8 protein-coding genes and 1 riboswitch are annotated in these 13,752 nt (G+C 64.8%); of the genes, 1 reads left to right on the top strand and 7 read right to left on the bottom strand.

Going from position 1 to position 13,752, the window contains the following annotated elements:
- Positions 1–13 precede the first annotated feature (13 nt).
- The 5 genes from obgE to M1D74_RS07450 form a co-directional block, all read right to left on the bottom strand.
- Positions 14–1,615, bottom strand: a complete 1,602-nt coding sequence (gene obgE / locus M1D74_RS07470; protein ID WP_458117014.1) for a GTPase ObgE — start codon at positions 1,613–1,615, stop codon at positions 14–16.
- Positions 1,616–1,745: 130 nt separating this feature from the next.
- Positions 1,746–2,006, bottom strand: a complete 261-nt coding sequence (gene rpmA / locus M1D74_RS07465) for a 50S ribosomal protein L27 (RefSeq protein ID WP_026545518.1) — start codon at positions 2,004–2,006, stop codon at positions 1,746–1,748.
- A gap of 57 nt (positions 2,007–2,063) precedes the next feature.
- The gene (gene rplU / locus M1D74_RS07460) at positions 2,064–2,372 is read right to left on the bottom strand and encodes a 50S ribosomal protein L21 (protein WP_309071058.1); all 309 of its coding nucleotides are present in this window, start codon (positions 2,370–2,372) and stop codon (positions 2,064–2,066) included.
- Between the two features lie 154 nt (positions 2,373–2,526).
- The gene (locus M1D74_RS07455; protein ID WP_375164392.1) at positions 2,527–4,125 is read right to left on the bottom strand and encodes a bifunctional hydroxymethylpyrimidine kinase/phosphomethylpyrimidine kinase; all 1,599 of its coding nucleotides are present in this window, start codon (positions 4,123–4,125) and stop codon (positions 2,527–2,529) included.
- Positions 4,117–4,231, bottom strand: a riboswitch (TPP riboswitch). (Overlaps the previous gene by 9 nt.)
- Positions 4,232–4,365: 134 nt before the next feature.
- A complete protein-coding gene (locus tag M1D74_RS07450) occupies positions 4,366–7,722 on the bottom strand; it encodes an Rne/Rng family ribonuclease (protein WP_458117013.1) in 3,357 nt (1,118 codons plus the stop codon).
- Between the two features lie 395 nt (positions 7,723–8,117).
- Here M1D74_RS07450 and M1D74_RS07445 point away from each other — a divergent pair, with 395 nt between their 5' ends.
- Positions 8,118–8,756: a vitamin K epoxide reductase family protein gene (locus tag M1D74_RS07445; RefSeq protein WP_309071050.1), complete on the top strand. Its 639-nt coding sequence runs from the start codon at positions 8,118–8,120 to the stop codon at positions 8,754–8,756.
- Between the two features lie 19 nt (positions 8,757–8,775).
- Here the strand turns inward: M1D74_RS07445 and dxs are convergent, their stop codons facing one another.
- Together dxs and acnA are read right to left on the bottom strand one after the other, a co-directional pair.
- A complete protein-coding gene (dxs, locus tag M1D74_RS07440; protein WP_309071051.1) occupies positions 8,776–10,749 on the bottom strand; it encodes a 1-deoxy-D-xylulose-5-phosphate synthase in 1,974 nt (657 codons plus the stop codon).
- 169 nt (positions 10,750–10,918) lie between these two features.
- Positions 10,919–13,714 carry an aconitate hydratase AcnA gene (acnA, locus tag M1D74_RS07435; RefSeq protein ID WP_458117012.1) on the bottom strand — a complete coding sequence of 932 codons (2,796 nt, stop codon included), beginning with the start codon at positions 13,712–13,714 and terminating at the stop codon, positions 10,919–10,921.
- Between the last annotated feature and the right edge of the window lie 38 nt (positions 13,715–13,752).

Genomic DNA, 13,752 nt, shown 5'->3' with positions numbered 1-13,752 from the left:
CAGGGCCGTGCGGTCACACTTCGTCGTTGTCCGTGCCGCCATCGGGTCCGCTCTCGCCGTTCGCAACCTTGGGCCCTGAGTGCTTGTAGTTGACCGACTCAGTCCAGATGCCGGCCTTCCTTTCAGCCTCAAGCTCGGCCCGCGCAGCAGCACGCGCGTCCTTGCGGCTCTGGTAATCCTCACGCTTCTGTTCGCGTGTGGGACGAACGAACTCCTCAAGGCGGATGTCAGTACCGCGGGGCGAGGCCAGCAGCTCAGCGCCACCCATCATGGTTGGTTCCCAGTCGAAGACGACGCCGTCGCCTTCCCCGATTACCACGGTATCCCCCGGCTTGGCTCCACTCTTGAAGAGCTGTTCCTCAACGCCCAACTTAGCGAGCCGGTCGGCAAGGTAGCCAACCGCTTCGTCATTTGTGAAGTCGGTCTGCTTCACCCAGCGCTCAGGCTTTTCACCGAGCACCCGGAACAGCGGCTCGAGATTCTTCTCTTCGCGCCGGATGACGAAGCCCTTCTCGTTCACCGCGCGGGGGCGCAGGACGGTGGGCGTGACAACGGGCGGCGCTGTTTCCAGCTTCTCGCGGGCATCGCGGACAATCTCGGCCATGGCGAACCCCAGCTGGCGGAGTCCTTCGTGGCTGGCGGCAGACACCTCGAAGACGCGGTAGCCACGGGACTCGAGTTCAGGGCGAACGAATTCGGCCATGTCACGGCCGTCCGGGACATCGACCTTGTTCAGTGCCACGAGGCGCGGACGCTCGTTGAGCGGCACTACCTCACCGCCTGGCCCGGCATAGCTCATGTCTACGGCGTATCGGTCGAGTTCGCCCTCGATGATCTCCAAGTCGCGTAGAGGGTCCCGGTCCGTCTCAAGTGCTGCACAGTCCAGTACATGGACCAGTGCGGCGCAACGTTCGACGTGGCGCAGGAAGTCATGCCCCAGTCCCTTGCCTTCGCTCGCACCCTCAATGAGTCCGGGGACGTCAGCGATGGTGAAACGGACGTCACCGGCCTGCACCACCCCGAGGTTGGGGCGCAGCGTGGTGAAGGGGTAGTCGGCGATCTTAGGCCGGGCGGCCGACATGGCGGCAATCAGGCTGGACTTGCCCGCCGAAGGGAATCCGACGAGGGCGATGTCCGCAATGGATTTGAGCTCGAGCACGATGTCGCGTGCGTCACCGGGAATTCCCAGCAATGCGAACCCGGGAGCCTTCCGCTTCTGCGACGACAGCGAGGAGTTGCCGAGGCCGCCCTGCCCGCCAGCGGCGGCGACGAATTCGGCGCCCGGGCCGACGAGGTCAGCCAACACCTCGCCCTCGGGGGACTTGACCACAGTGCCGTCGGGGACCGGCAGGATAAGGGTTTCGCCCCTGCGGCCTTCCCGCCAGTCGCCCATGCCGTTGCCGCCGTTCGTAGCGTGGCGGTGCGGGGCGTGGTGGTAGTCCAAAAGAGTGGTCGTCTGCGGGTCAACGCGCAGGATCACGGCGCCGCCGTCCCCGCCGTTGCCGCCGTCAGGGCCACCCAGGGGCTTGAACTTTTCCCGCTTGACCGAGACGCACCCGTGTCCGCCGGTGCCGCCCGAGACGTGCAGAACTACGCGGTCAACGAAGCTTGCCACGGTGTACTCCTCTTGAGAATCTCACATCAGTGCCGAGTCTATCCGGCTTAAAAGAAGGTGGGGTGAGCCTGATTGGCTCACCCCACCCTAGTGCTTTTGTAAACGCTGCTATGGTGTGCGGTTGCGAGTACTACTCGGCAGCCGCACCCACGATGTTCACAACGCGGCGTCCGCGGCGGGTACCGAATTCAACGGCACCGGCTTCCAGAGCGAACAGCGTGTCATCGCCGCCACGGCCAACGTTGGCGCCGGGGTGGAAATGGGTACCGCGCTGACGAACGATGATTTCGCCTGCCTTAACGACCTGTCCGCCGAAGCGCTTCACGCCGAGGTACTGGGCGTTGGAGTCGCGACCGTTGCGAGTGGAGCTCGCACCCTTCTTATGTGCCATCTGTTATGCCTGCCTTTTTCTCGAACAGAATCTGAGGAACGAGTAACCGTGTGAGGGTTACGCGATGCCCGTGATCTTGACCTTGGTGAGCTCTGAACGGTGACCCTGGCGCTTCTTGTAGCCGGTCTTGTTCTTGAACTTCTGGATAACAATCTTCGGGCCCCGAAGATTCTCGACGATTTCGGCAGTGACAGTGACCTTTGCCAGGTCCTGTGCTGCTGAAGTCACCTTGTCGCCGTCGACCAGAAGGAGAGCAGGCAGCTTGAAGCTGCTGCCGGCCTCACCGGGGACGCGGTCAAGGGTAACGAGGTCTCCCACGGAAACCTTTTCTTGGCGGCCGCCTGCGCGGACAATCGCGTACACCACTTGGGAACTCACTTCTCTCGACGATCAAAACTGTTTGCTTACTGTTTCCGGGACCGTACGCTGTTAGCAGCGCAGCCGGAGGGGTGCCTGTGCACTCACGGCACAACCACGCCCCGAAAATAGTCATACAAGGGCGCAGCACCGAAGATCTAGATTACGGCAGTTTTGCGGTATCCCGCAAATCAACACGCGTCGGTGCGTCGAAGAACTCATGCTCGTACCAGGCGGAGGCAACGAAAGCGTCGACCATAGCGGCTCGGTCCCCCGCCGACGCGCCGGCAAATGCCGCATCGGCGAAGGCAATCGCACACCCGGTAGCCTCAGCAAAATCGGGATCGGCGTAGGTTTCCATCCAACTCGCATAAGGGTGCCCGTGTCCGGACTTCGAACCACTCCACCGCGCATGCAGAACGCTGCCGACATGCGCGTAAAGCCAGAAGCACGGCAACACAGCAGCCACGAGCACCGCGTACCCGCCATTGGCGGAGGCAGCCAGCAGATGATCGACGTAGGCCTTGGTGACGGGACCCTGCGTGTCGGTCAGTTCTCGTCCGGCAAGCCACGTCCGGTGCAACTCGGACTCCACCTCGAGGCAATTCAATGCGGACCGTGCCCAGAACAGCTGCTCCGCCTCGGTGGGTGCCAGCGCACTGGCCCTGGACAGCACCCGTGAGTACTCACGGAGGTAGAGAGCGTCCTGTGCCAGATAGTAGGCAAACTGTTCAGAGGGCAGGGTACCGTCACTCAGGTCCTGCACAAATCCGAGCGCCTCGATGGCGCTGCGGTGTCCGGCAGTGAGCTCCCAGACCTGTTCGCTGAATGGACGTTCCACGAGCGGCCTGTCCCCGAGCCTCGGCTCGAACTCATGGAAATGGTGGATGGGACCGTTGCCCTCCCCCACCTGCAGCTCGTCGGCACGTTCCAGCGCGCCCCTCAGCCACTTCTTGACGATCACCAGCGACTCGTGCCAGTCGCGCGTACGCACCTGGACGGTAGCGAGGGCAGCCGAGAGCGAGCATCCGGTGCCGTGCGTGTTGCGGGTGGCGATCCTGGCGCCGCTGACCTCCGTCACCGTCCCGGCACCGTCGGACGCGTCGATGAACGCATCCGGGCACGCCCGATTTCCCTCCCCGGTGTCTCCTCCATCCCTGAGGTCCTTGAGATGGCCGCCCTTGACCAGAACGGACGTTCCCGTTGACGCCGCGAGGCGCTGCCCCTGCTCCAGAGCAGCTTCCCAGGTCTCGGCAACCGGCTCACCCACCAACACGGCGAGTTCGGGCAGGTTCGGTGTCACAAGATCGGCGAGCGGAATCAGCGCGCGCAGTTCATCCTCGGCGTCGGTTGCCAGAAGCCTGTCACCGCTGGTTGCCACCATGACCGGATCAAGCACGACGACGGCAGCTGACGCACGGGGCAGCCACCCGGCTACCGTCCGGATGGTTTCCACGTCGCCCAACATGCCGATCTTGACCGCATCAATGACCACGTCGTCACTGACGGCGGTCAACTGCTCAGCAAGGAAAGCTGCCGGCGGCGTGTGGACAGCCCGCACTCCCCTGGTGTTCTGCGCAACGAGGGAGGTCACCACGGCCATGCCGTACCCGCCCTGCGCGCCGATGCTCTTCAGATCGGCCTGGATGCCCGCTCCCCCGGTCGGGTCGGTACCCGCAATACTCAGGACACGCGGAATTGTCCGCGTCTGTGCTGGGTAGGTTGATGATTCTGTGTGCTCCATGAGCGTGCGAATACTCATTCGCGACATCCCTCCGCTAGGCCAAGGACCGCGTGTCGGCGGCCATCTCTAGATCAGGTTCAACGCGTCTTATCTCAGCCCGGACCGGGCACCGCGTGTCACTTCGTCCCACCTTACCCCTGCCCGGACCGGCCGTCTGGTTTCGGGCTCAGGCGCCGTGTCACAGAAGCTGACCCTCACAACAGAACACGCCGCTCCCTTCGGGGAAGGGAACGGCGTGTTCGCTGAAAGTGTCGGAACCTAGAGCTCGGAGGCAGGCACTCCGACACCCAGGATCATCGGCTCGTCCGACTTCTCCGGCTTGGCTGCGGGTTTCTCGGCCCGCGCCACGTACTGCGCTCCGCCCGACGGGGCGGCCGTCGCTTCGCCGGCGCGCTCGATAGTTGCGTTGACGGCGGAGCCCTGCGCGCTGCTGGCGGCCCGATGCCTCCGGTTGCGGCGACCGGATGTCGGCGCTGCACCCGCGTCCACTGCGGGAGTTTCGCGCTTCACCGGCTCTGGACGTGAGATCTCCGGCGCGGGCTCAACGGTCACGCTGCGAGCCGGTGTCTGTCCGCTCCGCTCCCGGAAGGCGGGTTCCGGATCAGGCTCGGTCTCGCTGGCCGCCGGGAAGCGGTTGAATGCTTCCGTCAGGCTCTCGAGGGTCAGCTCCGGCTCCGGTCGGGGAACGACCGGCCCATTCTCCGCACGCGGCAGCGTCACCTTCTCGCCGTTGATCGTCAGCACAGGGCCCGACGACGGCGCTTCGGCTGCCGCCTCCTCGTGATCGTGGTCGTGGTCGTGTTCATGCGCAGCGTGAGTCGCCGCAGCGATGTTCGCGAGAGCTGCCCGTGCGGCCTCGGCGCGCGCCTGACGCTCGGCGTCGTCAGTCTTCTGCTCGGGGGCGGGAACGTGCTCCTCGACCTGTTGGGTTTTGGCGCGGCGCTTGCGTTCGCTGCGGGACATCTTTTCCTGCCGCAGGTGCTGCTGGTGGTTCTCCGTTGATACGGCGTGCCTGCGGTGCTCGACCGGCTCGTCGTGGGTGACGACGCCGCGTCCGCCGCAGTGCTCGCAGTTCTCGCCGAACACTTCAAGCAGACCGGTTCCCATGCGCTTGCGGGTCATTTGCACGAGGCCGAGGGAGGTGACTTCAGCAACCTGATGTTTGGTCCGGTCACGGCCCAGGCACTCCACGAGGCGGCGCAGCACGAGGTCGCGGTTCGCCTCGAGCACCATGTCGATGAAGTCGATGACGATGATGCCGCCGATGTCGCGGAGCCGGAGCTGCCGGACCACTTCCTCGGCCGCTTCCAGGTTGTTCTTCGTGACGGTTTCCTCAAGGTTGCCGCCGCTACCGGTGAACTTCCCCGTATTGACGTCGACAACCGTCATGGCTTCGGTCCGGTCGATGACCAGCGAACCGCCCGAAGGCAGGAAGACCTTGCGTTCCAGTGCCTTGTGGATCTGCTCGTCGATGCGCCGGGCAGCGAAGATGTCCTCGTCCTGGGTCCACTTCTCGAGCCTGCCGACGAGGTCCGGCGCTACGTACATCACGTACGCCTCGATGGTGTCCCACGCCTCTTCCCCGGAGACGATCAGCTTGGAGAAGTCCTCGTTGAACACATCACGCACCACCTTGATGGTGAGATCCGGCTCTCCGTAGAGGAGTTCCGGTGCCAGCGTCTTGGTGGACGATGCCTTGCCCTCGATGGTCTCCCACTGCGAGCGGAGGCGGTTGATGTCGTGGGTCAGTTCCTCTTCGCTGGCGCCCTCGGCGGCGGTCCGCACGATGACGCCGGCATTCTCAGGCAACCGGTCCTTGAGGATCCGCTTGAGGCGGTTGCGCTCCACGTCGGGCAACTTGCGGGATATGCCGGTCATGGAGCCGCCGGGCACGTAGACCAGATAGCGGCCCGGCAGGGAAATCTGGCTGGTCAGCCGCGCGCCCTTGTGGCCCACGGGGTCCTTCGTGACCTGCACCAGCACCGAGTCGCCTGACTTCAGCGCCAGTTCAATACGGCGCGGCTGTCCGTCCAGGCCCGCTGCATCCCAGTTGACCTCTCCGGCATACAGCACGGCGTTACGTCCGCGTCCGATGTCGATGAACGCTGCCTCCATGCTGGGAAGGACGTTCTGGACCTTGCCGAGGTAGACGTTCCCGATCAGGGAATCCTGCTGGGTCTTGGACACGAAGTGCTCGGCAAGAACGCCGTCCTCCATGACCGCGATCTGGATCCTGTCATCGCTCTGGCGGACCACCATCTGGCGGTCAACGGACTCGCGGCGCGCTAGGAACTCCGCTTCGGTGATCACGTGGCGGCGCCGGCCCGAATCGCGGGATTCACGACGGCGCTGCTTCTTGGCTTCCAGTCGTGTGGAACCCTTGACGCTCGTGACGCGGTCCGACGGCGCTTCCTGGCTCTGCCGCGGCGCGCGCACCCGCGTGATGGTGTTGGGCGGGTCATCGTCCGATCCACCGGTCAGTTCGAGGTCTTCGTCCCCGCGGCGACGGCGACGACGACGACGGGAGGTGACCGACTCGCTCTCCTCGCTGGACTCTGCCGGCCCCTGGCTCCGTGACTCGGACTCTGATGCCTCACCTTCGACAGCCCGGCTGCGGCTCCGGCTGCGCCGGTTCCGACGACGTCCGCGGCCGTCGTCGTCACCCTCGGTGTCATCTTCGGTGTCTTCGGGTGTGACTGTCTTCGGCTGATTCCGCGGCACGACGGCGGTGAGGTCCGGTGCGTGGAACAGCAAGGAGACCGGTGAGTCGGGAACCGCGAAGGGATCCAGGGCGCGAGGGGCAGCTTCAGCGACGGGTGCTCCGCCGTCAGTCCCTGGAGACGCGGCGGCGTGCGGCGCGGTAGCGGCCGGCTCGGTCCCGGAATCGGGAGTCCCGGCCTTCGGTTCCTCAGCGGCTGCGCTGCCTGCCTCTGCGGTCTGGGGCGCTGTGTCAGCTTGCGCCACATCAGCCGTGGCCTCGGTGCCGCCCGTCGCCCGGCGGCTCCGCGAACGGGTTGACCGCGGGGGCCGGGATGCCTGCTCCGACGCCGGCTCGTCTGCCGAGTCGCCGGACGCGGGTTCGGACGTTTCCACCGCGACACTGACGTCGTCAGCTCCAGCGCCCTCGGTGACTGCGGCCTTGGTGCTGGCACGACGGCGGCGTACCGGTCGCTCAGCGGCTGCTTCCTCCGGAGCGGGCTCCTCAGATGACTGCTGCTCAGGGCTCTCGGCAGGGGCTGTCTTGCGGGTCCGACGTGCGCGGACGGGCTTCCGCTCTTCCGGAACGCCTTCACCCTCCTCGCCGCTGACGGCTTCGCCCGCCTCGGCAGCGGGGCTTCCGGCCTGTACCGCGTCCGGCTCGGCACCGATCGACGGCGGCTGGGATGGGGACTCCGGCAAGGTGAGTTCGGACGCTGCGGCGCGGCGCGGCGCGCGCCGGCGGGCAGGCTGCGGGGCGTTCTCGGGGTCTCCCGCGGCAGCCGGCGACGCGTCCGAACGCTCGGCTACGTCGTCGTCGTTCTTCTTCCGGCGCGTACGCGGCGCCTTGCGCTCCGGTGCAACGTGCTCAACTGCATCCGTCAGGACCTCTGAGGTATCTGATGCGTTTGTATCCATATTTGGCTGTGCTCCACCCTCGGGAACGCCGTCCACATTCCGGCGCCCCGAGGCGCTTGGTCGGGTGTCCGCGGCGTTGGTGCACGCGCCACCCGGAAGTCGTTATTGTGTCATCCGAGGTCGCGCCAACCATGGGGCGCGGCATCACTCGAAGACCAGTGGCGCTTTTCCTGCCCGATCGCTGAAACCAGCGCGGGTTCTGCCCGGCGGATTCTGCGGGGTTCACCATGAAGTGCCAAAATCCGCAGGAGCGTCGCCGGCAGAACCGGAAGCCTGTCACTGGACCGGCACCGGAATGTGGTTCCTGCGCCAGCCACCTTCATTGTCTCACATGCCCGTCATAAGGCGTTGTAGCGCCGGTTAGACTCGCTGGTGGATGACCACAGGAGGGGTGCATGGAAGACGACGCCCGGGATGCCCCAACGGGCGTGAACGGCTTGCAGGGCGGTGGCATACCGGCTTTCGCCTCTGACCGTGGTGTGGCCTGGCTATTCGCAGTGTGCGGGTTCATCGGGTTCCTGGCTTCGGGCCAGCTGGTCCTTGAACGGCTTGCCCTTTACGAGGACCCGAACTACGTCACCTCCTGCGACATCAGCCCCTTCGTCTCATGCGGAGAGGTCTTCCGCACCTGGCAGGCGGCACTGTTCGGGTTCCCGAACCCGCTGATCGGCATCGCGGCGTTCACCGTCATTCTGACGACGGCGATGGTCCTGTTTTCCGGTGCGCGTCCGGCCCGCTGGTACTGGCGCGGACTGCAGGTCGGCGTGGGCCTGGGCTTCCTGTTCGTCGTCTGGCTGTGGAGCCAGGCGCTCTTCGAGATCCATATCCTGTGCCTGTACTGCATGGTGGTCTGGGCAGTGATGATCGTGCTCACTGTCCTGCTGACGGCGCGCAACGTGATCTGCGGGGACCTTCCCGCGCCCGCCGGCCTGCGTCAATTCCTCGCCGAATGGGCATGGCCGCTCACCGTGCTTCTCCTGGTGGCGGCAGCAGCCTCGGTGTTCTTCAGTTTCTCCCAGGCATTCCTGGGCTGAAAGGCACGCCCACAGTGGGTCAGAGCTGAGGCAACTGCCCCGTGGCCGAGGGAACCTCACCGGGAAGCGGACGGGCAACCGGGACCTTGGTACCAAGAACCTGCTCGACGACGTCCTGTGCTACCTTCCGTGCGGTGAGTCCGACCCGCTCCATCACTTCGCTGCGCGAACCGTGGTCAAGGAACTCCACCGGCAGGCCCACCTCGTTGAGCGCTGTATCGACCCCCGCCGAGCGCATTTCCTGACGGATCCGCGAGCCTACCCCTCCGGCGCGCACTCCATCCTCGATAACGACGACAATCCGGTGGTCCGCGGCCATGGAAATCACTGAGGCGGCCACAGGCAATACCCACCGGGGGTCGATCACCGTGGAGCTGATGCCCTGCGCTCCCAGCCGGTTCGAAACATCAAGCGCCAATTCACTCATGGCACCCACGCTGACAAGCAGCACATCGTTGTGCCGGGATCCTGCAGGCCGGCGGCACAGGACGTCCACGCCGTCCTCGAGACGCTCAATGGCCTCGACTTCCGCTCCAACGTTGCCCTTGGAATAGCGCACCACCGACGGCGCGTCGCTGATGGCTACGGCTTCGCGCAGCTCTTCACGGAGTCGGGTGGCATCGCGCGGTGCCGCCAGATGCAGACCCGGGACGATCTGGAGCATCGAGAGATCCCACATGCCGTGATGGCTGGCCCCGTCAGGCCCTGTCACGCCGGAGCGGTCCAGCACGATGGTCACGCCTGCCTTGTGAAGGGCGACGTCCATGAGGAGCTGGTCGAAGGCACGGTTCAGGAACGTCGCGTACAGCGCCACCACCGGGTGAAGACCACCGAACGCCATGCCCGCAGCACTGGTGAGCGCATGCTGTTCCGCGATGCCGACGTCGAACACGCGGTCCGGGTGCTTCGCAGCGAACTTGTGCAGTCCCACCGGAATGAGCATCGCGCCGGTGATCCCGACGATGTCTTTGCGCTCATCGGCGATGTCCGCGATCTCCTCGGCGAAGACGGATGTCCACGATTGGGCGCCCGCAGCACCGATCGGCTCACCGGTCTCGGGGTCGATGATGCCGACGGCGTGGAACTGATCTGCTTCGTCGGCACGAGCGGGAGCGTAGCCGTGCCCCTTCTCTGTGATCGCATGGACGATGACCGGGCCGCCGTAGTTCTTGGCATGCGTCAGCGCATGCTCCACCGCCGCCAGGTCGTGGCCGTTGATAGGACCGATGTACTTCATGCCGAGGTCTTCGAACAGTCCCTGCGGCGCCCACCAGTCCTTCACGCCCTTCTTGGTGGCGTGCAGGCTCTTGTAGGCAAAGCGGCCAACCGGTCCACCGTTTTGGAGCTTCCGCTTCCACCAGTCGAGGGTTCCCTCATACACGCGGTGGGTGCGGACGGAATCGAGAGTGGGACGCAGGGACGCCAGATAGTCCGCTACACCGCCGATCGTCGGAGCGTAGGAGCGCCCGTTGTCATTGACGACGATGACCACCCGGCGCCGCTTGTCTGCAGCAATATTGTTGATTGCTTCCCAGGCCATGCCGCCCGTGAGCGCGCCGTCACCAATGAGGACGACGGCGGTACGGTCCTCTTCCCCGTTCAGAAGGCGTGCACGGGAGATGCCGTCCGCCCATGAAAGGGAGGACGAGGCATGCGAGCTTTCGACGACGTCGTGCACTGATTCAGCGCGCGAGGGGTAGCCCGACAGACCACCCTGTTGCCTGAGTGAGTCGAAATCCTGCCGGCCGGTGAGGAGCTTGTGAACGTAGGACTGGTGACCGGTGTCAAAGACGATGCTGTCGCGTGGCGAGTCGAACACCCGATGGATGCCGATGGTCAGCTCGACGACGCCAAGATTGGGACCAAGGTGGCCGCCCGTTCGTGAGACGGTCCGGATCAGGAAGGCCCGGATCTCCGCGGCCAGACGGGAAAGCTGCTGTCCGGACAACCTGGTGAGGTCTTGTGGGCTGTGGATGGTCTCCAGAAGTCCCATCGCGCCTCCTTCTGATACTTGCGATCTGCGGCTCCGGTGCGTTCTCACACGCTCTTAACTCTAACGCGGTCCACTGCTCACCCGTGCCCTGGCTCGGAGCCGACCTGCCCTCAACGCAGAACACGCCGCGTCCTGAACCGGACGCGGCGTGTTCTGGATAAGTGGTGAATCAGGAAGCTGCTGCCAGCTGGCGCAGTACGTACTGCAGGATTCCACCGTTGCGGTAGTAGTCGGCTTCACCCGGGGTGTCGATGCGCAGGACCGCGTCGAACGTCACGGGATTGCCCTCTTCTTCCGGTGTGGCGGTCACCTTGACGGTGGCCGGTGTGTTGCCGTTGTTCAGCTCCGTGACGCCCTCGATCGAGAAGGTCTCGGTACCGGTCAGCCCCAGAGTGGCAGCGTTCTGGCCGGCGGGGAACTGCAGCGGCAGTACGCCCATCCCGATCAGGTTGGACCGGTGAATGCGCTCGTAGCTTTCAGCGATGACGGCCTTCACTCCGAGCAGCGCGGTTCCCTTGGCGGCCCAGTCGCGGGAGGAGCCCGATCCGTATTCCTTGCCCGCCAGAACCACCAGCGGTGTGCCTGCGGCCTGGTAGTTCATGGCGGCGTCGTAGATGTACGCCTGAGGGCCCCCGGTCTGGGTGAAGTCGCGGGTGAAACCACCCTCCACCCCGTCCAGCAGCATGTTGCGCAGGCGGATGTTGGCGAAGGTGCCGCGGATCATCACTTCGTGGTTACCGCGGCGGGACCCGTAGGAGTTGAAGTCCTTCCGGGCGACGCCGTGCTCGAGGAGGTAGCGGCCCGCGGGGCTGTCAGACTTGAACGAGCCCGCGGGGCTGATGTGGTCGGTGGTGACCGAATCGCCGAGCTTCGCGAGGACGCGTGCACCCTCGATGTCGGCAACCGGCTCCGGCTGTGCCTGCATGCCCTCAAAGTACGGGGGCTTGCGGACGTAAGTGGACTCCGTATTCCAGGCGAAGGTGTCACCCTCGGGGGTGTCCAGCGCCTTCCAGCGGTCGTCGCCGTCGAACACGCCCTCATAACCCTTGGCGAACATGTCCTCGTCGATCGAGGAATCGATGACCTGCTGCACCTCGGTGGCATTCGGCCAGATGTCCCGTAGGAAGATGTCGTTGCCCGACTCGTCCTGTCCGAGTGCATCGTTCTCGAAATCGAAGTCCATGGTGCCCGCGAGAGCATAGGCGATGACCAGCGGCGGTGACGCGAGGTAGTTCATCTTCACGTCCGGGTTGATGCGGCCTTCGAAGTTGCGGTTGCCTGAGAGCACCGCGGCAACGGAGAGGTCGTTGTTCTGGATCGCGTGGGAAATCTCTTCCTCAAGCGGCCCTGAGTTTCCGATGCAGGTGGCGCAGCCGTAGCCGACGATGAAGAAGCCAAGCTTCTCCAGGTACGGGGTAAGGCCCGACTTGTCGTAGTAGTCGGTGACAACCTTCGATCCGGGGGCAACAGAGGTCTTGACCCAGGGCTTGGAGGTGAGGCCCTTCTCCACAGCGTTGCGCGCCAGGATGGCGGCAGCGAGCATCACCGACGGGTTCGAGGTGTTGGTGCACGAGGTGATCGAAGCAATGGTGACGGCACCGTGATCGAGCACGAACTCGCGGCCGTCGCTCATGTTCACCGTGACCGCCCGGGACGGACGCCCGGTGGCCGACGCTGCGGCCGAATGCTTCAGGGTGGACGTCATGGCGGGGACGTCCGAGGCCGGGAAGGACTCTTCGAGTGCTTCATCCAGTGCGGCCTCGTCGGCGCTTCCGGTGTAGTTGTGGATGTCCTTGCGGAACTGTTCCTTGGCCTTGGTCAGCTCGATACGGTCCTGCGGGCGCTTGGGGCCTGCGATCGACGGAACAACCGTGGACAGGTCCAGCTCGATGTACTCGGAGAAACGGATCTCACGCGAGGGATCATGCCAAAGACCCTGTTCCTTGGTGTAGGACTCGACCAGCGCAACGCTCTGTTCGGACCGGCCGGTGAGGCGCAGGTACTCGAGGGTGACATCGTCGATCGGGAACATGGCTGCGGTGGAGCCGAATTCCGGGCTCATATTACCGATGGTGGCGCGGTTGGCCAGCGGAACCTCGGCAACACCTTCGCCATAGAACTCGACGAACTTGCCGACGACGCCGTGCTTGCGCAGCATCTCCGTGATGGTGAGGACGACGTCGGTGGCAGTTGCGCCCGCCGGGATGGCACCGGTGAGCTTGAAGCCGACAACCCGCGGAATGAGCATCGAAACGGGCTGGCCGAGCATTGCTGCCTCGGCCTCAATGCCGCCGACGCCCCAGCCGAGCACGCCGAGGCCGTTGACCATGGTGGTGTGCGAGTCGGTGCCGACGCAGGTGTCGGGGTAGGCCCGGAGGGTACCTTCAACTTCACGTGTCATCACGGTGCGCGCCAGGTACTCGATGTTGACCTGGTGCACGATGCCGGTTCCCGGGGGTACAACCTTGAAGTCGTCGAACGCGGTCTGGCCCCAGCGGAGGAACTGGTACCGCTCCCCGTTGCGCTCGTACTCGATTTCCATGTTGCGCTGGATGGCATCGGAGTTACCGAAGACGTCGATCTGCACGGAGTGGTCGATGACCATTTCTGCAGGTGCAAGCGGGTTGACGCGCGCCGGGTCTCCGCCGAGCTCCTTGACCGCTTCGCGCATGGTCGCCAGGTCCACCACGCAGGGCACGCCGGTGAAGTCCTGCATCAGGACACGCGCCGGGGTGAACTGGATTTCGGTGTTTGGCTGGGCGTCGGCATCCCAGTTCGCGAGTGCGCGAATGTGATCCGCAGTGATGTTTGCACCATCCTCGGTGCGCAGCAGGTTCTCGAGCAGAACCTTGAGGCTGTACGGAAGGCTCTCGGCGCCTTCAACTGCATTCAACCGGAAAATCTCGTATTCGGCACCGGCGACGTCTAGTACGCCTTTGGAACCGAAGCTGTCCACACTACTCATGTCAGGACTCCTCTCGCCGTCTTCTATCTTTGTTCCGG

The organism is Arthrobacter sp. D2-10 (assembly GCF_054161285.1).
The sequence above is the reverse complement of the archived record's forward strand: the minus strand, read 5'-3'. Positions and strand labels throughout refer to the sequence as shown.

Bases quoted from the DNA above. Each gene is read 5' to 3' on its own strand.
- rpmA (WP_026545518.1), bottom strand. From the start codon at position 2,006: ATGGCACATAAGAAGGGTGCGAGCTCCACTCGCAACGGTCGCGACTCC.
- M1D74_RS07455 (WP_375164392.1), bottom strand. From the start codon at position 4,125: ATGAGTATTCGCACGCTCATGGAGCACACAGAATCATCAACCTACCCA.
- M1D74_RS07450 (WP_458117013.1), bottom strand. From the start codon at position 7,722: ATGGATACAAACGCATCAGATACCTCAGAGGTCCTGACGGATGCAGTT.
- M1D74_RS07445 (WP_309071050.1), top strand. From the start codon at position 8,118: ATGGAAGACGACGCCCGGGATGCCCCAACGGGCGTGAACGGCTTGCAG.
- dxs (WP_309071051.1), bottom strand. From the start codon at position 10,749: ATGGGACTTCTGGAGACCATCCACAGCCCACAAGACCTCACCAGGTTG.
- acnA (WP_458117012.1), bottom strand. From the start codon at position 13,714: ATGAGTAGTGTGGACAGCTTCGGTTCCAAAGGCGTACTAGACGTCGCC.